General features: G+C 71.8%; 23 protein-coding genes and 1 pseudogene. 11 read left to right on the top strand and 13 right to left on the bottom strand.

The annotated features are described in order from the left end of the window. The 3 genes and pseudogenes from A5714_RS21190 to A5714_RS21180 form a co-directional block, all read left to right on the top strand. Positions 1 to 312 (top strand): annotated as a pseudogene (locus A5714_RS21190) (cysteine--tRNA ligase); the annotation flags it as partial. 11 nt (positions 313 to 323) lie between these two features. Next, entirely contained in the window at positions 324 to 1,256 is a 933-nt protein-coding gene (rlmB, locus tag A5714_RS21185) for a 23S rRNA (guanosine(2251)-2'-O)-methyltransferase RlmB (RefSeq protein ID WP_068288552.1), read from the top strand. Between the two features lie 4 nt (positions 1,257 to 1,260). After that, positions 1,261 to 2,244, top strand: coding sequence for a glycerophosphodiester phosphodiesterase (locus A5714_RS21180; protein ID WP_231975943.1), 984 nt, complete (start codon positions 1,261 to 1,263; stop codon positions 2,242 to 2,244). Here the strand turns inward: A5714_RS21180 and A5714_RS21175 are convergent. From A5714_RS21175 to A5714_RS21150, 6 genes are all read right to left on the bottom strand, one after another. Beyond that, on the bottom strand, positions 2,241 to 3,482 hold the full coding sequence (locus A5714_RS21175; RefSeq protein WP_068288550.1) for an SLC13 family permease: 1,242 nt from the start codon (positions 3,480 to 3,482) through the stop codon (positions 2,241 to 2,243). The genes A5714_RS21180 and A5714_RS21175 overlap by 4 nt on opposite strands. Before the next feature lie 10 nt (positions 3,483 to 3,492). Continuing rightward, a complete protein-coding gene (locus tag A5714_RS21170) occupies positions 3,493 to 4,413 on the bottom strand; it encodes an MBL fold metallo-hydrolase (RefSeq protein WP_068288544.1) in 921 nt (306 codons plus the stop codon). Continuing rightward, positions 4,413 to 5,171, bottom strand: a complete 759-nt coding sequence (locus A5714_RS21165; protein WP_068288541.1) for a LamB/YcsF family protein — start codon at positions 5,169 to 5,171, stop codon at positions 4,413 to 4,415. The genes A5714_RS21170 and A5714_RS21165 overlap by 1 nt, the downstream gene beginning before the upstream one ends. A gap of 105 nt (positions 5,172 to 5,276) precedes the next feature. After that, the gene (locus A5714_RS21160; RefSeq protein ID WP_068066225.1) at positions 5,277 to 6,137 is read right to left on the bottom strand and encodes a metal ABC transporter permease; all 861 of its coding nucleotides are present in this window, start codon (positions 6,135 to 6,137) and stop codon (positions 5,277 to 5,279) included. Beyond that, a complete protein-coding gene (locus A5714_RS21155) occupies positions 6,134 to 6,928 on the bottom strand; it encodes a metal ABC transporter ATP-binding protein (RefSeq protein ID WP_068288538.1) in 795 nt (264 codons plus the stop codon). Before A5714_RS21155 ends, A5714_RS21160 begins: the two co-directional genes overlap by 4 nt. Beyond that, a complete protein-coding gene (locus A5714_RS21150; protein WP_068288537.1) occupies positions 6,915 to 7,853 on the bottom strand; it encodes a metal ABC transporter solute-binding protein, Zn/Mn family in 939 nt (312 codons plus the stop codon). Before A5714_RS21150 ends, A5714_RS21155 begins: the two co-directional genes overlap by 14 nt. Positions 7,854 to 8,002: 149 nt before the next feature. Here A5714_RS21150 and A5714_RS21145 point away from each other — a divergent pair, with 149 nt between their 5' ends. Beyond that, entirely contained in the window at positions 8,003 to 9,082 is a 1,080-nt protein-coding gene (locus A5714_RS21145; protein WP_068288532.1) for a LacI family DNA-binding transcriptional regulator, read from the top strand. 4 nt (positions 9,083 to 9,086) lie between these two features. Here the strand turns inward: A5714_RS21145 and kstR are convergent, their stop codons facing one another. Further along, positions 9,087 to 9,686 (bottom strand): cholesterol catabolism transcriptional regulator KstR, encoded by a 600-nt coding sequence (gene kstR / locus A5714_RS21140; RefSeq protein ID WP_068066264.1) that lies wholly within the window; start codon positions 9,684 to 9,686, stop codon positions 9,087 to 9,089. Positions 9,687 to 9,969: 283 nt separating this feature from the next. Between kstR and A5714_RS21135 the strand changes: the two genes are divergently transcribed. Then, complete coding sequence (locus A5714_RS21135) at positions 9,970 to 12,105, top strand: acyl-CoA dehydrogenase (protein ID WP_068288529.1); 2,136 nt, start codon at positions 9,970 to 9,972, stop codon at positions 12,103 to 12,105. Here the strand turns inward: A5714_RS21135 and A5714_RS21130 are convergent. Continuing rightward, positions 12,102 to 12,674 (bottom strand): TetR/AcrR family transcriptional regulator, encoded by a 573-nt coding sequence (locus A5714_RS21130; protein WP_068288527.1) that lies wholly within the window; start codon positions 12,672 to 12,674, stop codon positions 12,102 to 12,104. The two genes, A5714_RS21135 and A5714_RS21130, sit on opposite strands and share 4 nt — an antisense overlap. An 85-nt stretch (positions 12,675 to 12,759) precedes the next feature. On the opposite strand from A5714_RS21130, the gene A5714_RS21125 reads away from it, so the two are divergent. Beyond that, a complete protein-coding gene (locus A5714_RS21125) occupies positions 12,760 to 13,641 on the top strand; it encodes an SDR family oxidoreductase (protein ID WP_068288520.1) in 882 nt (293 codons plus the stop codon). Positions 13,642 to 13,686: 45 nt separating this feature from the next. On the opposite strand, the gene A5714_RS21120 is transcribed toward A5714_RS21125, so the two are convergent. Then, positions 13,687 to 14,229 (bottom strand): hypothetical protein, encoded by a 543-nt coding sequence (locus tag A5714_RS21120; protein WP_068204889.1) that lies wholly within the window; start codon positions 14,227 to 14,229, stop codon positions 13,687 to 13,689. A gap of 43 nt (positions 14,230 to 14,272) precedes the next feature. Further along, positions 14,273 to 15,355 carry a ferredoxin--NADP reductase gene (locus A5714_RS21115; RefSeq protein ID WP_068066249.1) on the bottom strand — a complete coding sequence of 361 codons (1,083 nt, stop codon included), beginning with the start codon at positions 15,353 to 15,355 and terminating at the stop codon, positions 14,273 to 14,275. A gap of 211 nt (positions 15,356 to 15,566) precedes the next feature. Here A5714_RS21115 and hsaA point away from each other — a divergent pair, with 211 nt between their 5' ends. From hsaA to hsaB, 4 genes are read left to right on the top strand one after another with little or no spacing between them, the layout of a single operon-like run. After that, positions 15,567 to 16,751 carry a 3-hydroxy-9,10-secoandrosta-1,3,5(10)-triene-9,17-dione monooxygenase oxygenase subunit gene (hsaA, locus tag A5714_RS21110; RefSeq protein ID WP_068288515.1) on the top strand — a complete coding sequence of 395 codons (1,185 nt, stop codon included), beginning with the start codon at positions 15,567 to 15,569 and terminating at the stop codon, positions 16,749 to 16,751. Then, entirely contained in the window at positions 16,751 to 17,626 is an 876-nt protein-coding gene (hsaD, locus tag A5714_RS21105; protein ID WP_068288512.1) for a 4,5:9,10-diseco-3-hydroxy-5,9,17-trioxoandrosta-1(10),2-diene-4-oate hydrolase, read from the top strand. The genes hsaA and hsaD overlap by 1 nt, the downstream gene beginning before the upstream one ends. Beyond that, the gene (hsaC, locus tag A5714_RS21100; protein WP_068071245.1) at positions 17,626 to 18,540 is read left to right on the top strand and encodes an iron-dependent extradiol dioxygenase HsaC; all 915 of its coding nucleotides are present in this window, start codon (positions 17,626 to 17,628) and stop codon (positions 18,538 to 18,540) included. Before hsaD ends, hsaC begins: the two co-directional genes overlap by 1 nt. Positions 18,541 to 18,543: 3 nt before the next feature. Then, positions 18,544 to 19,107: a 3-hydroxy-9,10-secoandrosta-1,3,5(10)-triene-9,17-dione monooxygenase reductase subunit gene (hsaB, locus tag A5714_RS21095; protein WP_068071243.1), complete on the top strand. Its 564-nt coding sequence runs from the start codon at positions 18,544 to 18,546 to the stop codon at positions 19,105 to 19,107. A gap of 22 nt (positions 19,108 to 19,129) precedes the next feature. On the opposite strand, the gene A5714_RS21090 is transcribed toward hsaB, so the two are convergent. Next, a complete protein-coding gene (locus tag A5714_RS21090; RefSeq protein WP_068071241.1) occupies positions 19,130 to 19,585 on the bottom strand; it encodes a hypothetical protein in 456 nt (151 codons plus the stop codon). Positions 19,586 to 19,686: 101 nt separating this feature from the next. Here A5714_RS21090 and A5714_RS21085 point away from each other — a divergent pair, with 101 nt between their 5' ends. Continuing rightward, positions 19,687 to 20,523, top strand: coding sequence for an arylamine N-acetyltransferase (locus A5714_RS21085; RefSeq protein ID WP_068071239.1), 837 nt, complete (start codon positions 19,687 to 19,689; stop codon positions 20,521 to 20,523). Positions 20,524 to 20,530: 7 nt separating this feature from the next. On the opposite strand, the gene A5714_RS21080 is transcribed toward A5714_RS21085, so the two are convergent. Both A5714_RS21080 and A5714_RS21075 read right to left on the bottom strand, forming a co-directional pair. Continuing rightward, positions 20,531 to 21,697 carry a pyridoxal phosphate-dependent aminotransferase gene (locus tag A5714_RS21080; protein ID WP_068071234.1) on the bottom strand — a complete coding sequence of 389 codons (1,167 nt, stop codon included), beginning with the start codon at positions 21,695 to 21,697 and terminating at the stop codon, positions 20,531 to 20,533. Continuing rightward, on the bottom strand, positions 21,694 to 22,270 hold a 577-nt coding region (locus tag A5714_RS21075), incomplete at its 5' end, for an acyl-CoA dehydrogenase family protein (protein ID WP_231975942.1). The genes A5714_RS21080 and A5714_RS21075, both read right to left, overlap by 4 nt.

The following is a 22,270-nucleotide window of genomic DNA, read 5'->3' as shown; positions in this document are numbered from 1 at the left end:
GGCGACCGCGCCCTGGACTCCGGCGACCACGAGGCCGCGCTACACCACGCCGGGGCGATCCGGGCCATGCTCGGCATTCTGGGCTGCGACCCGCTCGACGAGCGCTGGGAGACCCGCGACGAGACGTCGGCGGCGCTCGCGGCCGTCGACGTCCTGGTCCACGCCGAGCTGGAGAACCGGCAGAAGGCCCGCGCCGAACGCAACTGGGCGTTGGCAGACGAGATCCGGGACCGGCTCAAGGAAGCCGGCATCGAAGTCACCGACACCGCCGACGGGCCGCAGTGGTCGCTGCAGGCCGGCCCGGAAAGCTAGGCCGGGATCGCATGGCCGGTAACTCGCGGCGCCGCGGGGCGATCCGCAAGGCGGGCACCAAGAAGGGCCCGGTCGTCGGTTCGGGCGGCCAGCGCCGCAGGGCCCTGGAGGGCCGCGGCCCCACCCCGCCCGCGCACCTGCGGCCGAATCACCCCGCCGCCAAACGAACCGCGCCGCAGAACCGCAGGCCGGCCCAGAAGCGCACCGACGAGGCCGAGACGGTGCTCGGCCGCAACCCGGTCCTGGAGTGCCTGCGCGCCGGGGTGCCGGCGACCGCGCTGTACGTCGCGCTGGGCGCCGAGGCCGACGAGCGGCTCACCGAATCCGTAGCTCGCGCAGCGGATTTGGGCATATCGATCCTCGAGGTGCCGCGCACCGACCTGGACCGGATGACCAACAACCACCTGCACCAGGGCATCGCCCTGCAGGTGCCGCCGTACAGCTACGCCCACCCCGACGACCTGCTGGCCGCCGCGACCGGCGCCCCGCCGGCGCTGTTGGTGGCGCTGGACAACATCTCCGACCCGCGCAACCTGGGCGCCATCGTGCGGTCGGTGGCGGCGTTCGGGGGCCACGGCGTGCTGATCCCGCAACGCCGGTCGGCGTCCGTGACGGCAGTGGCATGGCGCACCAGCGCGGGGGCGGCGGCCCGCCTGCCGGTCGCGCGGGCGACCAATCTCACCAGGACGCTTAAGGATTGGGCCGACCACGGGCTGCGGGTCGTCGGCCTGGACGCCGGCGGCGACACCGCCCTCGACGACATCGACGGGGCCGACCCGGTGGTGTTGGTCGTCGGGTCGGAGGGCAAAGGGCTCTCCCGGCTGGTGCGCCAGACCTGCGACGAGGTGGTGTCCATCCCGATGGCCGGGCACGCCGAATCGTTGAATGCCTCGGTCGCCGCCGGGGTGGTGCTGGCCGAAATCGCGCGGCAGCGCCGGAGTTAACCCGGTGCCCGGCCGGACAGCGCGGCTGCGCGCCGCCCTGGTCGCGTCGCTCGCCGCCGCGCTGCTGCCCCTCGGCGCGGCGTCGGCGCAGGCCGGTGACTTCGATCTGCAGGCCCACCGCGGCGGTCGCGGCGAGACCACCGAGGAGTCGCTGCGCGCGTACGCCAAGTCGCTCGAATTGGGCGTCAGCACACTGGAACTCGATGTCGTGCTCACCGCCGACGGGCAGCCGCTGGTGTGGCACGACCCGACGATCGAGGCGCAGAAGTGCTCCGACACCGGGCCCGCGTTCGCCGGTGACCCGCAGTACCCCTACGTCGGCAAGTTGGTGCACGAGCTGACCGCGGCGCAGGTCGGCACGCTGGACTGCGGCAACCGCCTGGCCGATTTTCCCGACGCGGAGGTGGTGCGCGGCAACAAGATCGCCGCGCTGCCCGACGTCTTCGCGCTGGCCGACTCCTACGGCGCCGACGGCGTCCGCTACAACATCGAGACCAAGGTGGAGGCGGACCATCCGCAAGCCTCCGCCGGCCCGCAGCAGTTCGTCGACGTGATACTGGCCGCGGTCCGGGCGGCGGGCAAGATCGACCGGGTCGAGATCCAGAGCTTCGACTGGCGGACCCTGCCGCTGGTGCGCCGCGCGGAGCCGTCGATCCCGTTGGTGGCGTTGTACGACGACACCACCTGGGCGCCGGGCTCGCCGTGGCTGGCCGGCGAAGCCGGGGTCGGCGATCCGTTGCGGGGCGCGTTGGCGGTGGGTGCCGGCATCGTCTCGCCGGATTACCGGCTGGTGGCCGGGGCGCCGTACGTCGACCGCGCGCACGCATTGGGGCTGCGGGTCATTCCGTGGACCGTCGACGACGCCGACGCCATGCGCGCCCAGATCGGCTACGGCGTCGACGGTCTCATCACCGACTACCCGAGCCGGGCGCGCGCGGTGCTGGCCGGGCTGGGCCGGCCGCTGCCGCCAAGCTACCGGCGGCGCTAGAGGCCCAGCACGCGCGCCGACGCCCACAGCGCCAGCACCGCCACCACCAGCGACACGGGCACGGTGCACGCGCCGAGGCGGGTGTATTCGCCGACGCCGGCGTCGACGTCGTGCTGGCGTAACAGGCGTCGCCACAACAGGTTCGACAGCGAGCCGACGTAGGTCAGGTTGGGGCCGATGTTCACCCCGATCAGCACCGCCAGGATCGCGACCGGGCCGCCGGGCGCGACCAACGGCAGCAGCACCAGCGTGGCGGGCAGGTTGTTCACCACGTTGGCCAGCAGGGCGGCGATGGCGGCGATGGCGAGCAGGGCGGGCAACCCGTTGCCCGACGGCAACACCGACTTCATCGCCCTGTCCATGCCGTTGAGCGTCACCGCCTGCACCACCACGCCCAGCGCCAGCACGAACACCAGGAACGACACGTGCACCGAGCGGGCGATCTCGGCCACCGTCGTATTCCGCCGCCGCAGGCTGCGCAGCCCGAGCACCACGGAGCCCGCCAGCGCGGCCCACGCCGGGCTCAGGCCGACCGACTGCGCGACGGCGAACCCGGCCAGGGTCAGCCCGACCACCACGAGCACGAACACCGGCGGGCGTGGCGGCGGACCCAGTTCCTCCGAGTTCGGCTGCACGCGTAGGTCTTCGGCGAAGAACCAGCGGAAGATCAGGTAGAGCGAGCCCACGGCGGCCAACCACGGCAGCGTCATCACCAGGGTGAACTTGGTGAACGAGATGTTGGCCGTGTGGAAGGCCAGCAGGTTGGTCAGATTCGACACCGGCAGCAGCAGCGACGCGCCGTTGGCCAGGTGCGCCGTGGCGTACGCGTACGGCCGCACCCGGGTGCCCAGCCGCCGCACGGCGGCCAGCACGACGGGCGTCAGCAGCACCACGGCGGCGTCCAGGCTCAGCGCCGCGGTGATCACGGACGCGATGACGAACACCCGCAGCAGCAGGCCGCTCGAGCGCACCCGGCCGCGGGCGATGGCCGCGCCGGCGGCCTCGAACAACCCCTCGTCGTCACACAGCTTGGCCAGCACCAGCACCGCGCCCAAAAAGGCGACCACCCCGGACAGGTCGGCGATCTCCGCCGCCGCCTGCCGCACCGAGATCGCGTGCATCGCCACCAGGACCACCGCCGCGGGGACGGCCGCCACCGCCTCCGGCAAGCCGCGCGGGCGCACGACGGCGAAGGCCAGGACGGCAGCCAGCAACACCAGCGCGACGGTCAGGGTCATCGACAGCGCCTCACGCCCACGGGTTCTCGCGCCGCCACACCGTCGGCAGGTGCAGCGCCACGCCGTCGCGCGCGGCCAGCCCGTCGAGGATGCGCAGCGACGCGTCCAGGTCGTCGGCCGCGTACGGCAGCGCGCGCAACGGCTTGGACAGGGGCCGGAAGAAGTCGTCCCAGTGGATCAGCAGCACCCGGCGCGCCCCCACCGCGGACACCGTCTCGGTCCAGTAGTCGACCAGATAGGAGGGTGGGCGTAGGCCCAGCTGCCCGACGGACAGGTACACCACGTCGGCGCTTTGACCGCGCAGCGCGCCCTCGACGTAACCGGCGCTGCCCTGGATCAGCAGCCGGCGGCCGGTCGGCCGGTGGTGCACCAGCGTCGACCACGACTCGCCGCAGCGATACGCCGAGGCCCGTACCGGGGGCACCACCGGCGCGCTGATCGCGCCGGGGAATCGGTCGGGCGGGCAGTGGTGGGACTCGACCAGGGTGACGTCGTAGTTGCCGAGCCGCAGCTGGTCGCCGCTGGTCGCGACCACGATCCGGTCCTCGGGAAGCCCGTGGCCACGCCCCACGTTGGCCGCGGACTGCCCGCCCACCAACTGCGCGCCGGTGCGGTCGGCGACCAGCGCGGAGTCCAGGGCGTGGTCGATGTGGGTGTGCACGGGGATCACCGCCGCCAGGCGCGACACCTTCGCGCGCGCGAGGCAGCCGTCGACGCGCGCCGGCGACGGCGCCACCTTGCCGGCGGCGACCCTCGCGAGGCCCGGGCGCGAGAAATAGCCGTCGGTCAGCACCGCCGACGAGCCGTCGTCGACCAGCAGCGTCGCCACCCCGAGCCAGGTCACCGACAGCGGCGTGTCCGGCCCGGCGGCGGGCGCGTCGAACCGGTCCGCGTACCGCGCAATGTCGGGACGCCCCCATTTGAGCCGCATCAGCAGAACGCCCCCAGGCGGGTGCCGGCGGCCGTCAGCCGGTCGCGAACGGCGCTCGCGATCCGCACCGCGCCCGGCGAATCGCCGTGCACGCACACGGATTCCACCCGCAGCGCGACCAGGGTGCCGTCGACCGCGGTGACCTGTCCGGAGCTCACCATCGCCAGCACCCGGTCGGCGATCGCCGACGGGTCGTGCAGCACGGCGCCGGGCTCCCGGCGCGACACCAGCGTGCCGTCGGGCCGGTAGGCGCGGTCGGCGAACGCCTCGGCGACGGTGCGCAGCCCGCGCCGCCGCGCCTCGTCGAAGAACGCCGAGCCCGCCATGCCGAGCACCGGCAGGGCGGCGTCGGCCAGCCGCACCGCCTCGGCGACGGCGGCGGCCTGCTCGCGGTGGGTGACGATGGTGTTGTACAGCGCGCCATGCGGTTTGACGTAGGACACCGCCGTTCCGGCGGCTCGCGCGAGGGCCTGCAGGGCGCCGATCTGGTAGAGCACGTCGGCGGTCAGATCGCCGGTGGTGACGTCGACGAAGCGCCTGCCGAAGCCGGCGAGGTCGCGGTAGCTCACCTGCGCGCCGACGCGTACCCCGCGCTCGGCGGCCGACCGGCACACCCGCAGCAGGCCCGCGGGGTCTCCCGCGTGGAAGCCGCAGGCGACGTTGGCGCTGGTGACGATCTCCAGCATGGCGTCGTCGTCGCCCAGGCGCCAGACGCCGAAGCCCTCGCCCAGGTCGGCGTTGAGGTCGATGTCGGCCACCCGCCCAGCTTATGGTGCCGCCGCGCCGCGGCCGGGCGCAGAGGTCGCCTTGCCGCCGACGCAGCAGAGCCTTTCGCGCAGTTGGGACCGGCCGTGCGGACAAGCCTAGGCGGTGACCGCCCGGCGGCGCCCGAGCAGCCAGCACGCCAGGTAGATCGCGAAGGAGATGCCGGCGACGAACACCGACACCGGCACGCCGGGCGCCAGGGACAGCGTGATGCCCCCGACGGCCGACACCTCGGCGAAGATCACCGAGGCCAGCATCGCCGCCGCCGGCGAGGCGACCACCCGGGCGGCGGCGGCCGCGGGGGTGATCAGCAGCGACATCACCAGCAGGGCGCCGACGATCTGCACCGCCTGGGCGGCCACCACGCCGACCAGGGCCGCGAACACGATCCCGAGCGCCTGCACCGGGACGCCGCGGGCGGCGGCGACGTCGGGGTCGACGGTCGCGAACAGCAGGGGGCGGTAGCAGGCGGCCAGCACGGCGACGACCAGGAGGCAGACCACCGCCAGCACGGCCAGGCCGCTGTAACCCACGCCGACGATCTGTCCGGTCAGCAGCGCGAAACTGGTCGAGGTGCGGCCCGGGTAGAGGTAGATGAACAGCACGGCCAGTCCGAGCCCGAACGCCAGCACCACGCCGGTCACCGAATCGCGTTCCCGCGCGCGCCGGCCGAGCAGCCCGAATAGCGCGGCCGCCAGGGCGCTGCCCAGCAGCGCGCCAAGTCCCACCTGCAGGCCGACGAGCAATGCGAAAGCGGCTCCGGTGAGCGACAATTCGCTGGACCCGTGCACCGCGAACGACATCTGCCGCATCACGACGAACGGCCCGATCAGCCCGGCGACGAGCCCGAGCAGCGCCCCGGCGAGCAGGGCCTGCTGGACGAAGTCGTGGCCGAGGAGCCGGGCGGTGACGTCGAACGCGAACAGGTGCCCGAGGACGTCGGCGAGCTGCGGGTTCACAGCGATCGCCCGCTGTCCTCGCCGACCACCACGTAACGGTCCTTGACCCGCACCACCTGCACGTCGGCCCGGTACAGCGTGGACAGCGTCTCGGTGGTCAGCACCTCCTCGACCGCGCCGATCCGGAACCGGCCGTCGACCAGGTACAGCACCCGGTCGACGTAGGGCAGGATCGTGTTCACCTCGTGGGTGACGACGATGACGGTGGTGTTGGCCTCGCGCCGCCGGCGGTTGATCAACGCCGCGATCAGCCGGGCGTTGGCGGGGTCGAGGGCCGCCAGCGGTTCGTCGCACAGCAGCAGCGTCGGATCGCTGGCCACCGCTTGCGCGACGCGCATCCGCTGCAGCTCGCCGCCCGACATGACCCCGACCCGCATGTCGGCCAGCCGTTCGCCGTTCACCTGCTCGATCGCCCGCGCGACGGCCGCCCGGCGGCGCTCCCGGCCGGCGCGCCGCAGCGGCAGGCAGCCCCAGTCGCGCCCGTCGACGCCGAGGCGCACCAGGTCGCGCCCGCGCAGCATCACGTCTGCGTCCATAGGGTGCTGCTGGGGCACGTAGCCGACCTGCCCGTCGACCGACACCGCGCCGGCGCTCAGCGGCAGCAGGCCGAGGAGCACCTTGAGCAACGAGGTCTTGCCGGTGCCGTTGGGGCCCAGGACCGCGATGAATTCACCCCGCGACACCGACAGGTCGAGCTGGTCCCACAGCACCCGGTCGCCGAACGCCAGGCGGGCACCGGTCATCGACACGGCGGGCGAGCGGTCCGCGACCGCCTGGTCAATGACGGGCATTGTCCCGGCCCGACTGCAGGGCGGAATTGAGCTGTTGAACCGTAGTGCGTTGCCAGCCAAGGTAATCGGTGCCGGCCGGCAAGGTTTCGGTCACCTCGGTCACGGGCACGCCCGCGTCGCGGGCGGCGTCGCGCAACCCGGTGATCGCCGGGGTGGACGTCTGCGGGTTCACCACGACCGCGAACACCTGGCGGCGCTTGACCAAGTCGAGGACGAACGCCATGTCGGCGGGCGACGGGTCGGTGCCGTTCTCGTTCGCGGTGCTGAAGGCGCGGGGCGTGCGGTCGACCACGCCGGCGGCCTTGAGCAGGTAGTGGGCGACCGGTTCGGTCGCGAGCACGGACGCGCCGGGGAAGTTGGTCGCGATCAAACGCTCGGCGCCGGCGACCGCGTCGGCGTCGCGGCAGAACGCGGCGGCGTTGGCCCGATACGCCGTCGCGTCGCCCGCGTCGATCCCCGCGAGCCGGTCGGCGACGGCGTTCGCGACGGACTTGGCCACGTCGAGGTCGTAGAAGACGTGCTCGTTGGGCGGATCGTCGCCCTTGTCCTTGGCGACGAACGAGTAGGCGGCCACGGGCGCCGCGCCCGGCCGCCCGGCCAGCACCTGCGTCACCCACGGGTCGTAGTCGCCGCCGTTGTAGACGACCAGCGTGGCGTCGGTGAGGGCCGCGGCGTCCGACGGCGTGGCGGTGTAGGAATGCGGGTCGACGCTGCCGCCGGTGAGGATGGCCTTAACGGTGACGTGGCCGCCCGCGACGGCGCCGACCACGCTGCCCCACACGTCGGTGGAGGTCACCACGGTGGCCCCGTGCGGGTGCGCCGAGCGGGCCGCGCCGCACCCCGCCAGGACCGCCGAGCCGAGCGCCACGAGGGCGAGGGCCGGCGCGACGACACGTCGCCGGCGCCTCGCAGTGACTCGTGCCATATGGGGTCCCGTCAGCTCGGTACGCGCGTGCGGATCAGCGGCGGCCGGCAGGGCAGCCGGTCAATATACTAATGAAAATCGTTTCCATTACAAAGTGCCTCGGACCAGCCGATAGGCGGGCCACCCGATCCGCTGTAGCGTCACCGGTCGTGAGCCCCACCCCGCGCCGACGTGCGACTCTGGCGTCGCTGGCGGACGAGCTCAAGGTTTCCCGCACGACGATCTCGAATGCCTTCAATCGGCCCGACCAGCTCTCGGCGGACCTGCGGGAGCGGGTGCTCGCGACGGCGAAGCGGTTGGGCTACGCCGGCCCCGACCCCGTCGCGCGGTCGCTGCGGACCCGCAGGGCCGGCGCGGTCGGGTTGGTGATGGCTGAGCCGCTGCCCTACTTTTTCAGCGACCCCGCGGCCCGCGACTTCGTCACCGGCGTCGCGCAGTCCTGCGAGGCGCAGGGGCAGGGGCTGCTGCTGGTGGCCGTCGGCCCCAGCCGCAGCCTCAAGGACGGCACCGCCGCGGTGCTCGGCGCCGGCGTGGACGGGTTCGTGGTGTATTCGGTGTGCGACGAGGACCCCTACCTGCAGGTCGTGTTGCAGCGCCGGCTGCCCGTCGTCGTCGTCGACCAGCCGAAGGGGCTGGCCGGGGTGTCGCGGGTGGGCATCGACGACCGGGCCGCGATGCGCGAGGTCGCCGACTACGTGCTGGGCCTCGGGCATCGGGAGATCGGTCTGCTGACCATGCGGCTGGGCCGCGACCGCAGGCAGGGCGTGGTGGACGCCGACCGGCTGCGCTCGCCGGCCTTCGACGTGCAACGCGAGCGGATCGTCGGCGTGTGGGAGGCGATGCGCGCCGCGGGCGTCGACCCCCGGTCGCTGACCGTCGTCGAGAGCTACGAGCACCTGCCCGAGTCGGGCGGGGCGGCCGCCAAGGCGGCGCTGGAGGCCAACCCCCGGATCACCGCGCTGATGTGCACGGCCGACATCCTCGCGCTGTCGGCGATGGATTACCTGCGCGCACACGGCATTTACGTGCCCGGTCAGATGACCGTCACCGGTTTCGACGGCGTTCCCGAGGCGCTCAACCGCGGCCTCACGACCGTCGCGCAGTCGAGCCTGGAGAAGGGGCGGCGCGCGGGCGAGCTGCTGCTCAAGCCCCCGCGGTCCAACCTGCCTGCGGTCAAGCTGCTGGACACCGAGCTGATCCGCGGGCGCACCGCGGGGCCGCCCGCGTGACGCGCTAGGCCGATTCGGTGTCGCCGATCAGCAGCCGCACCGCCAGGTCCAGCCGCTTGCTGACATCGGTGGCCGAGGCCCGGCGGGTGAGCCAGGCCAGCAGGTTGGACAACCACACGTCCGAGATCACCCTTGCGATGTGGTACTGGTCCTCGGTCGGCTCGCCGTCGGCCATCGCCCGGGCGAACATCGAGTCGATCAGCTTCTCGACCTGGTCGACCTCGCTGGCCGCCGACGCGTCGGCGAACACGTAGGCGCGCGTCATCGCCTCGGTCAGCAGCGGATTGCGCTGCATCGCGCGGTTGAGTTTGCCGACCATGAAGTTGAGCCGCTGGAACGGCGTGCCGCCGGTCATCGCCGAGCGGTCGGTCTTGGCGTCGATGCGGCTGAACTCCCGCCCCAACGCGGACACCAGCAGGTGCACCTTCGAGGGGAAGTAGCGGTACAGCGTGCCGACCGCCACGTCGGCGCGGTCCGCCACCGCCCGCATCTGCACGGCCTCGTAGCCGCCCTTGGACGCGATGGCCATGGTGGCGTCCAGGATGCGCTTGCGGCGTTCCCGCTGCGCCTCCGAACCCAGCTCGGACTCCGCCAGGACCGCCACGTTCACGACCTCGCGCGGTTGCGAGTCAGACGCGCGGCTCGAACCGGCTCTCGAGTTGGCACTGGCTGGCATGTGACGGGTTGCTCCTGTTCCGGGCGGCTCGTTTGCAAACGATACGCATTCTGGGTGTGAATTTCCCACCTCCGTCCCCGTCGGGGCAACCGCGTGCGCTGCTGTAATGGCGTTCGACTTGACGGTCGATCACTGGCACTATTAGAACACGTTCTAGTGCGGCAGCACCGCGCTTCGACCAGTGATATTGACGACCCGGAAGGCTCAACACGTGGTAGCGACCGTCACCGACGAGCAGTTCGCCGCGCGGGCTCTGGTGCGCGACTGGGCCCGCAATTCGACGGCGGGGCCGGGCGGCACGGCGGCGGTCCGCGCCGTCGAGCAGGGCGACGCCGACGCGTGGCGGCCGGTTTTCACCCGGCTGGCCGACCTGGGCATCTTCGGCGTGGCCGTCGCGGAGGACGCGGGCGGCGCGGGCGGCAGCGTCGAGGACTTGTGTGCCATGGTCGAGGAGTCGGCCAAGGCGTTGGTGCCCGGTCCGGTGGCGACCACCGCGCTGGCCGCCCTGGTGCTCGCCGAGACGGGCACGCAGCCGGCGCCGCTGGAAGCGCTGGTCGCGGGGGAGCGGTTCGCCGGGCTGGCCCTGGAGGGTGACGCGCAGTTCGACCCCGACGCCGGTCAGGCGTCGGGCACCTGGCCGCTGGTGCTGGGCGCCGCCGCCGGGGCGCTGCTGCTGTTGCCGGCCGGCGGCACCTGGCTGCTGGTCGACAGCGAGGCCGAGGGCGTGCGCGTCGAGCCGCTGCAGGCGACGGACTTCTCCCGGCCGCTGGCCCGGGTGGTGCTGACCGCGGCGCCCGCCGTCGCGGTGGCCCGGCGTGCCGAACGCGTCGAGGAACTCGCCGCGACGCTGCTGGCGGCCGAGGCGGCGGGGGTCACCCGGTGGGCGCTGGAGACGGCCGTCGACTACGCCAAGGTGCGCGAGCAGTTCGGCAAGCCGATCGGCAGCTTCCAGGCCGTCAAGCACATCTGCGCCGAAATGCTGTGCCGCGCGGAGCAAGCCGAGGTGGTCGCCGCCGGCGCGGTCGGCGCCGCGGCCGACGCCGACGACTCCCAGTTCGCCATCGCGGCCGCCCTGGCCGCCGGCACCGGAATCGCGGCCGCCAAGGCCAACGTCAAGGACTGCATCCAGGTGCTCGGCGGCATCGGCTGCACCTGGGAGCACGACGCGCATCTGTACCTGCGCCGCGCGCACGCCAACGGCCGTTTCCTGGGGGGCGCCGAGCGCTGGCTGCGCCGCATCACCGCCCTGACCCAGGCCGGGGTGCGCCGCCGCCTGGGCATCGACCTCGCCGACGTCGAGGACCAGCGCGACGAGATCGCCGCCGCCGTCGCCCGGGTCGCCGAGCTGCCCGAGGACCAGCGGCAGGCGGCGCTCGCCGAGGCCGGCCTGCAGGCGCCGCACTGGCCCGCGCCGTACGGGCGGGGCGCGTCGCCGGCCGAGCAGCTGCTGATCGACCAGGAATTGGCGGCGGCCGGTGTGGCGCGCCCGGACCTGGTGATCGGCTGGTGGGCCGTCCCGACCATCCTCGAGCACGGCACGCCCGAGCAGGTCGAGCGCTTCGTGCCCGGCACCATTCGCGGCGAATTCCTTTGGTGCCAGCTGTTTTCCGAGCCGGGTGCCGGCTCGGACCTGGCGTCGCTGCGCACCAAGGCGGTCCGGACCGACGGGGGTTGGCTGCTGTCCGGGCAGAAGGTCTGGACGTCGTCCGCGCACAAGGCGCGGTGGGGCGTGTGCCTGGCCCGCACGGATCCCGACGCGCCGAAGCACAAGGGCATCACCTACTTCCTCGTTCAGATGAGCTCGCCCGGCATCGAGATCCGCCCACTGCGCGAGATCACCGGCGACTCGCTGTTCAACGAGGTGTTTCTGGACAACGTGTTCGTCCCCGACGAGCTGGTGGTCGGCGGGGTCAACGACGGCTGGCGGCTGGCCCGCACGACGCTGGCCAACGAGCGCGTCGCGATGGCCACCGGCACCGCGCTCGGTAACCCGATGGAGGAGCTGCTCGCGGTGCTGGCCAAGCTCGACGTGGACGCCGCCCAGCAGGACCGGCTGGGCCGGCTGATCATCACCGCGCAGACCGGCGCCCTGTTGGACCAGCGGATCGCCCAGCTCGCCGTGGGCGGGCAGGACCCGGGGGCGCAGTCCAGCGTCCGCAAACTCATCGGCGTCCGCTACCGGCAGGCGCTGGCCGAGTTCATGATGGACGTCTCCGAGGGCGGCGGGCTGGTGCACAACCACGCTGTCTTCGACTTCCTCAACACCCGCTGCCTGACGATCGCCGGGGGCACCGAGCAGATCCTGCTCACCGTCGCCGCCGAGCGGTTGCTCGGGCTGCCGCGTTAGCCGAGATCGACTGCCGCGGCGTGTAATTCACGAAGCGCCTGGCACGCCATCGCGCCCAGGTCACCGTCCTCGCCGGGTTCGGCCCAGCGCGCGTAGGCCGACTTGAACGCGAGCGCGGCGAGTTCGGCGGCCAGCGACGCCGTCGGCTCGGGCACGCCGCGCTCCCCGAGCGCCTCGGCCATCGCGCGGGCGAGCCCGATCTGCTTGAGCGCGTTGCGTTCCTGCAGTTCGACGCTGGCGGCGATCGCCGCCTTGAGGCGGGGCGCCAGCTCCCGGTTGAACGAGGTGAACGCCGCCGAGGCGGCGGTCAGCCCGGAGCTCACGGCGGCCAACGGTGTCGCGCCGGCGGGCGCCGCGGCGACGCCCTCGCGGAGCAGCCGCGCGATGGCGTCCTGGCCGGCCGCTAGCACGTCACGCTTGTCGGGGAAGTGCCGGAAGAACGTGCTTTTCGTCAATCCCGCGCGGGCGGCGATCTCGGCGACGGTCGTCTCGTCGTATCCCCGCTCGTTGAACAGGTCCAGCGCCGCGGCGACCAGGCGTGCGCGCGCGTCCGGTTCCCAGCGGGCCATCGCTCCACTCTAATGATGCGACAATGGTCCCATCACCGCTGTATGGTGATGGGACCATTGTCTCGTCACTCGAAGGGTGTGCCTCATGCGCGTATTCGTCACCGGTGCCAGCGGAGGAATCGGCTCGGCGGTCGTCGCCCAATTGCTCCTAGCGGGTCATCATGTCGTGGGCCTGGCCCGATCGGACGCCTCGGCCGCGGTCGTCGAACGGCTCGGCGCGCAGGCCGTGCGCGGCGACGTCACCGACCTAAAGACCCTCCAGAAGGCGGCCACGGACAGCGACGGCGTTGCGTACCTGGCGTTCTCGCACGACTTCGCCTCCTTCGGCGACGCCATCGGTGACGAGGCCCGTGCCGTCGCCGCGATCGGCGACGCGCTGGCCGGCACCGACAAGCCGCTCGTCCTCGCCAACGGCACCCCGGCGATTCCCGGGCGGGTGAGCACCGAGGACGACCCGTTCGTCACCGAGGGGCCCACGGCGGGCCGTGGACGCACAGGGCGGGCCGTCGTCGACCTGGCCGGGCGCGGCGTCCGGTCCGCCGTCGTGCGGCTGCCGCGGTCGGTGCACGATGCCGGCGGACGCTATGGCTTCGCCGGCATCCTGATCCAGGCCGCGCGTCGCACCGGCGTCTCGGCCTACGTCGGCGACGGCTCGCAACGTTGGCCCGCCGTGCATCGCGACGACGCGGCGGCGTTGTTCCGGCTCGCCCTGGAACAGGCCCCGCCCGGTTCGGTGCTGCACGCGGTGGGCGACCAGGGCGACCCGATGCGCGCGATTGCCGAGGCGATCGGCCGCCGGCTCGGCGTGCCCGTCGCGTCCGCCGCCGCCGAGGACTTCGGGCCGCTCGGCGCGATCTTCGCAGTCGACCAGCCGGCATCCAGCGCGCTGACCCAGCAACGGTTCGCCTGGAAACCCACCGGTCCGAGCCTGCTCGAGGACCTGTCGGCCGGCGTCTACCCCGACTGACACGCGGTCCCGGGCGCGCTGCGGCCGCCGGTCGGCGTCAGGCGCTCAGGAGAACGTCGTCTGTGCGCAGGTGCTGGGCGAGGTGATGTTGACGCCCGGGTAGACCACCTGGATGTGGGTGCAGACGATGACGTTGTTGTCGGTCTTGGGCTGACCGGTCTGCCAGTCGGTGGAGTCGATGCGCCCGGTGGTCTGGTACTTCTCCGGCGGGCCCTCGCCGAAATAGACCGTGGTGATCTCGTCGGATCCCATCGACTTCATCACCCGCTCGTATTGGCCGGTGGCGTGCGCGTCCAGGTAGGCCAGCCGATTCGACGAGCGGATCTCGGTGCTCTGCCGGGCCCACAGGCCCGGCGGGAACCCGGTGATCCCGTCGGGGGTCTGCATGTGCGCGCCCGCGACGAAATCGCAGTGTCCGTCGCCCTTGAAGCAGTTCAGGACCGCCGTCGTCTCCAGCTGATTGGGCCCGTCCAGGGGAAACAGCGTCGACGCCGTGTTGCTGGCCGCCTGCGCGGCCGGCGCCGGCCCGGCGGGCAGCAACACCGGGATCGCCGCGACGACCGCGAACCGCATCATCTGCCGCATCATCGGCGCGCCCCTTCCCGAATGCCAGGGTGAATCTAACCCGCGATCAGTCGTCGTAGGTCACTTCTACCGAATCGGTCTCCGGGTGGCATTGGCAGGCCAGCACCAGGCCGTCGTCGAGGTCCTCCTGCTCGAGCACGTCGTTGACCTCCATGCTCACCTTGCCGCTGCGCAGGGTGCAGGCGCACGCGCCGCAGTGCCCCTCGCGGCAGGAGAACGGCGCGTCCAGGCCCTTGGCCAGCAACACGTCGAGCAGCTTGGCGTTGCGCGGCCAGGACACGGTGTGCGTCTCGCCGTCCAGTTCCACCACCACGGTGGCGGGCGGCTCGTCGCCCTGGCCGGTGTCCTCGATGGTGACCGCGGCGAACGGGTCCGACTCCAGGGACTTGAAGACCTCGATATGGATCTGCGGCGCAGGCACTTTCAGCATGCCGAGCGCCTCCTTGGCCGCGTCCATGAAGGGCCCGGGCCCGCAGATGTAGACGGGCCGGTCGGTGTAGGGGGCCACCAGGCGGGCCAGCGCGGCCACGCTCGGCAGCCCCTGCACCGATTCCAGCCAGTGCAGCACGGTGAGACGGTCGGGGTGCTTGGCGGCCAGCTCGCGCAGCGCCTCGGCGAAGATCACGGAGCGCTCGTCGCGATTGGCGTAGAGCACCGTCACCTGGCCGGCGCCCTCGGTGAGCGCCGACTTGGCGATCGACATGACCGGGGTGATCCCGCTGCCGGCGGCCATCAGCAGGAAGTCGCCGTCGAGCGAGCGGGGCGTGAACGTGCCCGACGGTGCCAGCACGTGGATCCGCATGCCCGGCTGCGCGTTGTCGCACAACCAGTTCGACGCGTACCCGTCGGCGGTGCGCTTGACGGTGACGGTCAGGGCGTCGTCGGTAAAGGGCGAACTGCACAGCGAGTAGCACCGCGCCACCGACCCGGTGCGGTCGCTGGGAATGCGCAGCGTCAGGAACTGGCCGGGCGCGTAGCGCAGCCGCTCGGGCGGGATGGCGGGGTCACCCGGCTCGGCGGGCACCGCGAACACCAGCGACCTCGCGTCGTCGGTCTCGGCGATGACCTCGGCGATCTGCAGCTCGAGGACGTGGTCACCGAGCGGCTCATCGGGGATCGCCTCGGTCAAGGCCCGCCCTCCCTCTCGTCGTAAAGCGTGTCGACCCGCTGCGACCGGCTCCGCCGCTCTTGCGATCGCCACGGGTAACTAGAACATGTTACAGAAAAGCGGATTCGCATCGCTACCAGCCGCAGGATTACCCTGCTCGACACGAATCGGAACGTGTTCTAGTCTCAGGTGTTAAGTCCACTGTGTAAGTCTGGCCAGGAGGCAAACTTAAGTGACGACCATTCAACAGCGCGACGCGCAGTCGGTTCTGGCCGGCATCGACGATCTGCTGCCGCGGATCCGGGAGCGCGCCCAGGCGACCGAGGACCTGCGCCGGTTGCCGGACGAGACCGTTCAAGACCTCCAAGACGTCGGCTTCTTCACCCTCTTGCAGCCCGAGCAGTGGGGCGGGTTGCAGTGCGACCCGACGCTGTTCTACGAGGCGGTGCGCCGCATCGCCAGCGCCTGCGGCTCCACCGGCTGGGTGAGCTCGATCATCGGCGTGCACAACTGGCACCTGGCCCTGTTCGACCAGCAGGCGCAGGAGGAGGTGTGGGGCGAGGACCCGGCGACCCGGGTCTCGTCGTCGTACGCCCCGATGGGCGCGGGCGTGGTGACCGACGGCGGCTACCTGGTCAACGGCGCGTGGAACTGGTCCTCGGGCTGTGACCACGCGACGTGGGCTTTCCTGGGCGGCCCGGTGATCAAGGACGGCCGGCCCGTCGACTTCGGCAGTTTCCTGATCCCGCGCAGCGAGTACCGCATCGACGACGTCTGGCACGTGGTCGGCCTCAAGGGAACCGGCAGCAACACCGTCGTCGTCAAGGACGTCTTCGTGCCGCGCCACCGGTTCCTGTCCTACAAGGCGATGAACGACGGCACCGCCGGCGGCTACCAGACCAACACCGCCCCGGTCTACAAAATGCCTTGGGGCACAATGCATCCCACCACCATCTCGGCCCCGATCGTGGGGATGGCCTACGGCGCGTACGCCGCGCACGTCGAGCATCAGGGCAAGCGGGTGCGTGCGGCGTTCGCCGGCGAGAAGGCCAAGGACGACCCGTTCGCCAAGGTCCGCATCGCCGAGGCGGCCAGCGACATCGACGCCGCGTGGCGCCAGCTCTCCGGCAACGTCGCCGACGAGTACGCGCTGCTGTCCGCCGGCCAGGAGGTCCCGTTCGACCTGCGCACCCGCGCGCGCCGCGACCAGGTGCGCGCCACCGGGCGCGCCATCGCGTCGATCGACCGCCTGTTCGAGGCGTCCGGGGCCACGGCCCTGGGCAACGACCAACCGGTGCAACGGTTCTGGCGCGACGCGCACGCCGGCCGGGTGCACGCGGCCAACGACCCGGAGCGGGCTTACCAGATCTTCGGAAACAACGAGTTCGGGTTGCCGCCGGGCGACACGATGGTCTGATGACCACTGCCACGGGGGAGCTGACGTTCGAGTCGACCTCGCGCTTCGCCGAAGTCGACGTCGATGGACCGCTGAAGCTGCACTATCACGAGGCCGGGGTCGGCAACGACCGGACCGTCGTCCTGCTGCACGGCGGGGGACCCGGCGCGGCTAGCTGGACGAACTTCGCGCGCAATATTCCGGTGCTGGCGCAGCGATTCCACGTGCTGGCCGTCGATCAGCCCGGCTACGGGCTCTCCGACAAGCGCGCCGAACACGGGCAGTTCAACCACTACGCCGCGCGGGCGCTCAAGGGGCTCTTCGACCAACTCGGGCTGGGACGCGTTCCGCTGGTGGGCAATTCGCTGGGCGGGGGCACCGCGGTGCGGTTCGCCCTGGACTACCCGGATCGCGCCGGGCGCCTGGTGCTGATGGGGCCTGGCGGCCTGAGCGTCAACCTGTTCGCGCCCGACCCGACCGAGGGTGTCAAGCGGCTCGGCAAGTTCTCGGTCGACCCCACCCGGGAGAACCTCGAGGCGTTCCTGCGGGTGATGGTCTACGACCAAAAACTGATCACCCCCGAGTTGGTGGACCAGCGGTTCGCGTTGGCCAGCACGCCGGAATCGCTGACGGCCACCCGGGCGATGGGAATGTCGTTCGCGGGGGCCGATTTCGAGCTCGGCATGATGTGGCGAGAGGTGTACAAGCTACGTCAGCCGGTGCTGTTGATCTGGGGGCGCGAGGACCGGGTCAACCCGCTGGACGGCGCGCTGGTCGCGCTGAAGACGATTCCACGCGCGCAGCTGCACGTGTTCGGGCAGTGCGGTCACTGGGCGCAGGTGGAGAAGTTCGACGAATTCAACAAGCTGACCGTCGATTTCTTGGGAGGTGCGTGATGAGCGACGCGACGGGGATTCGGTCACTGGGCTATCTGCGCATCGGGGCCACCGACATGGCGGCCTGGCGCGAGTACGGCCTGAAGGTGCTGGGCATGGTGGAGGGCTCAGGGAGCACCGAGGGCGCGTTGTACCTGCGCATGGACGACTTCCCGGCCCGGCTGGTGATCGTCCCGGCCGAGCAGGACCGGCTGCTGGAAGCCGGCTGGGAGTGCGCCAATGCCGAAGGGCTGCAAGACGTTCGGCACCGGCTCGAGGTGGAGGGCATCCCGTACAAGGAGGCGACGGCCGCCGAGCTGGCGGATCGGCGGGTGGTCGAGATGATCCGGTTCTCCGACCCGTCAGGCAACTGCCTGGAGGTGTTCCACGGCGTCGCCCTGGAGCATCGCCGGGTCGTCAGTCCCTACGGCCACAAGTTCGTCACCGGCGAGCAGGGCCTGGGCCACGTGGTGTTGTCCACCCGCGACGACGACGAGGCGCTGCACTTCTACCGCGACGTGCTCGGCTTCAAGCTGCGCGACTCGATGCGGATGCCGCCGCAGGTGGTCGGCCGGCCGGCCGACGGGGCGCCGGCCTGGTTGCGGTTCTTCGGCTGCAACCCACGGCACCACAGCCTGGCCTTCTTGCCGATGCCGACCCCCAGCGGCATCGTGCACCTGATGATCGAGGTGGAGAACGCCGACGACGTGGGCCTGTGCCTGGACCGGGCGTTGCGCCGCAAGGTGCCCATGTCGGCCAGCCTGGGCCGGCACGTCAACGACCTGATGCTGTCCTTCTACATGAAGACCCCCAGCGGTTTCGACGTCGAATTCGGTTGCGAGGGAAGGGTCGTCGAGGACCGCGACTGGGTCGCGCGGGAGAGCACGGCGGTCAGCCTGTGGGGCCACGACTTCACGGTCGGCATGCGCGGCTGAGCCATGGCAGCCCCGATCGATCCGCGGGCCTTCCGGCAGGTGCTGGGCCAGTTCTGCACCGGGATCACCATCATCACCACCGTGCACGACGAGGTTCCGGTGGGGTTCGCGTGCCAGTCGTTCGCGGCGTTGTCGCTGGACCCGCCGCTGGTGTTGTTCTGCCCGACCAAGGTGTCGCGGTCCTGGAAGGCCATCGAGGCCAGCGGGCGCTTCTGCGTCAACGTGCTGACCGAGCAGCAAAAGCACGTCTCGGCGCGGTTCGGCTCCCGGGAACCCGACAAGTTCGCCGGAATCGACTGGCATCTCTCGGATCTCGGGTCGCCGGTCATCGACAACTCGCTGGCCTTCATCGACTGCACGGTGGCGTCCGCCCACGACGGCGGCGACCATTTTGTGGTCTTCGGCGCGGTGCACGCCCTGTCCGAAGCGCCCAAGATCAAGCCGCGGCCGCTGCTGTTCTACCGCGGCGAGTACACGGGCATCGAGCCGGACAAGACGACACCCGCGCAGTGGCGCGACGACCTGGAAGCCTTCCTCACCGCCACCACGCAAGACACCTGGCTGTGACGGCCCGGCGCCGGCGCGGGGCCTACTCCGGGGCGCCGCGGTAGGTCTCGTGCCGGACGGCCTGCACGTCGGTCGTCGGGTCGTAGTGCTCCGAAGACCAGGCGGTGTTGGGGTCGTCGCGGCCGGCCCGCTTGTCGGCCCCGGGGTCGAGCCGGTCGGCGTGGTCCCACTGCTGTTGCAGGTGTTCGCGCGCCGAGGCGGCCTCGGTCTGGTGTGCGTCGGCGCGGTCCTGCAACCGGGCCGCCTCGGCGGCCTTGGCTTCGGCCTCGGCCTTCGCGGCGCGCGCCTTCGCGGCCGTCTCCTCCGCGAGCGCTTCGCGCCGTTCGACCTTCGCGGCCTGCAACCTGGCGTGCTCGCGGATCTGTTCGGCCTGCCGTTGCCGGCGCCGACCGCGCGCCCGGCCCGCCACCAAGGCCAGCGCGACGATCACCAGAAGCGCGACAACGGCGATCACGATCCATGTGGTGTTGGCGTTCATGGCGGTCGGATCCCCATATTCGACAGAAATAAAACAGTCGGTCGGGTGCGTCCGGCCGGCCGCGGCGGCCGCACGCCGGGCGCTTCGGCCAGAATGTGGGTATGGCTTTCGACCTGAGCGCCTACTTCGAGCGCATCGGTTATCGCGGTGCCAGCGAACCGACGCTCGAGGTGCTGCAAGGCCTCGTCACCGCGCACACGCAGGCGATCCCGTTCGAGAACCTCGACCCGCTGCTCGGGGTGCCCGTGGACGATCTGGGCCCGGCGGCGCTGTTCGACAAGCTGGTGCGGCGCCGCCGCGGCGGGTTCTGCTTCGAACAGAACGGTCTGATGGGGTACGCGCTGGCGGACATCGGATTCCGGGTGCGGCGCCTGGCCGGGCGGGTGGTCTGGATGGTCGCGCCCGACGCGCCCCTGCCGGCGCAGACCCACACCGTGCTCGCGGTGACGTTCCCCGGATCCCACGGTGCCTTCCTGGTCGACGTCGGCTTCGGCGGCCAGACGCCGACGTCGCCGCTGCGCCTCGAGACGCAGACCGTCCAGCAGACCACCCACGAGCCTTACCGGCTGACCGACCGGGGCGACGGCCTGGTGCTGCAGGCCGAGGTGCGCGGCGAGTGGCAGGCGCTCTACGAGTTCAGCACCCGAACCGCGCCGGACATCGATCTTCGGGTGGGCAGCTGGTACGTGTCGACGAATCCGGCGTCGCATTTCGTCACCGACCTCATGGTGGCGATCGTGACGCCCGACGCCCGGTTGAACCTGGCCAACGGCAACCTGGCGATCCACCGCGGCGGGGACACCGAGAAGCTGCGCCTGGACGACGCGGACGCCCTCGTCGACGCGCTCACCGACCGCTTCGGCATCGACGTGCGCGGCGTCGGCGGCGACGGCGCCCTGCGCCCGCGCCTCGATCGGCTGCTCGCCGCCACGCCCTAGCGCGGCGTCAGCGGCCGGCCAGCCAGGGCCCGACGCGGCGCAGGCATTCCTCGATGTCGGCCGTCGGCCCGGCGAACGACAGGCGCACGAACGAGTTGCCCCGCGCGGTGTCGAAGTCGATGCCGGGGGCGATCGCGACGCCGGTGTCGGACAACAGCGACGAACAGAACGCGATCGAGTCGTCGGTGAAGTCCGAGACGTCGGCGTACACGTAGAAGGCGCCGTCGGTGGGCGCCAGGCGCTCGATGCCGATGCCGCGCAGGCCGTCCAGCAGCAGCGAGCGGTTCCTCGCGTAGTGGTGCAGGTGGCCGTCGGCCTCGGCGGTCGCCTCCGGAGTGAAGGCCGCCACCGCGGCGATCTGCGACAGCACCGGCGGGCAGATGGTGAAATTCCCGGTGAGGCAGTCCACCGCCCGGCGCAGCTCGGGCGGCACCAGCAGCCAGCCCAGCCGCCAGCCCGTCATCGCGTAGTACTTCGAAAAGCTGTTGACCACCACGGCGTTTCGGGAGGTCTGCCAGGCGCAACTGGTCTTCGGGGCGCCGTCGTAGACCAGGCCGTGGTACACCTCGTCGCTGATCAGCCGCGCGCCGGTCGCGTCGCACCAGGACGCGATGGCGGCCAGCTCGGCCGGCGCGATCACCGTCCCGGTGGGATTGGCCGGGCTCGCGACGATGACGCCCTGCACCGGCGGGTCGAGCTCGGCGAGCAGTTGCGCCGTGGGCTGGAACCGGGTGTCGGCGCCGCACGGGATCTCGACCACCTCGCACCCCAGGGCCGACAGGATGTTGCGGTAGCAGGGGTAGCCCGGGCTGGCCAACGCCACCCGATCGCCGACGTCGAAGCACGCGAGGAAGGCCAGCAGGAAGCCGCCGGAGGACCCGGTGGTCACCACCACGGCGTCGGGCTCCACCTCGATCCCGTGCTGGCGCACGTAATCTGCCGCGATCGCGGCGCGCAGCTCGGGGGTGCCCAGCGCCACCGTGTAGCCCAGCTCGTTGGCGTGCAGGGCCGCCGCCGCGGCCGCCCGCACCGCCTCGGGCGCCCCCACGCTCGGCTGGCCCGCCGACAGGTTGACCAGGTCGCCGTGACTGCGTTGGCGCTCCCCGGCGGCCAGCCAGACATCCATGACGTAAAACGGCGGGATGCCCGAGCGCAGCGAGACGTGGTCAGTCACGACGCGGGGAGTACCTCGGATTCCAGCCGACCAACCAGTTCCCGCGGCGTCTCGAGCAGGTGCGCGCTGCCGTGCGCGCGCTTGAAATACAGGTGCATGTCGTGTTCCCAGGTGATCGCGATCCCGCCGTGCAGTTGGATGCCCTCACCGGCCACCAGCGACAGCGCCTCGGTGGCGGCCAGCCGGGCCGTGGCCGCGCCGGTCGGGGTCGGCTCGGCGCACGCCTCGGCCACCACCGCCTTGGCGGCGGCCACGGCGACGTACAGGTCGGCCATCCGGTGCTTGAGCGCCTGGAAGCTGCCGATCGGGCGCCCGAATTGGACGCGGTCCTTGGCGTAGTCGACCGTGAGTTCCAGGCAGCGCTCGGCCGCGCCAACCTGCTCGGCGGCCAGCAGGAGCGCCGCCGCGTCGGCGATCCCCGGGTCGGCGCCCAGCGGTTCGGTGTCGTCGGGCGTCAGCCGGGCCAGCCGGCGGGTGGGGTCCATGGTGGCGACGGGCTGCGCGCCGAAGCGGGTCCACCTGGTGAGCTCGCCGCCGGCGGCGCCCACGACGACGTCGGCGATGTCGCCGTTG

Source organism: Mycobacterium sp. E2462, assembly GCF_001672685.1.
Taxonomy (GTDB): Bacteria; Actinomycetota; Actinomycetes; order Mycobacteriales; family Mycobacteriaceae; genus Mycobacterium.
This window is presented reverse-complemented; position numbering and strand designations above follow the sequence as displayed.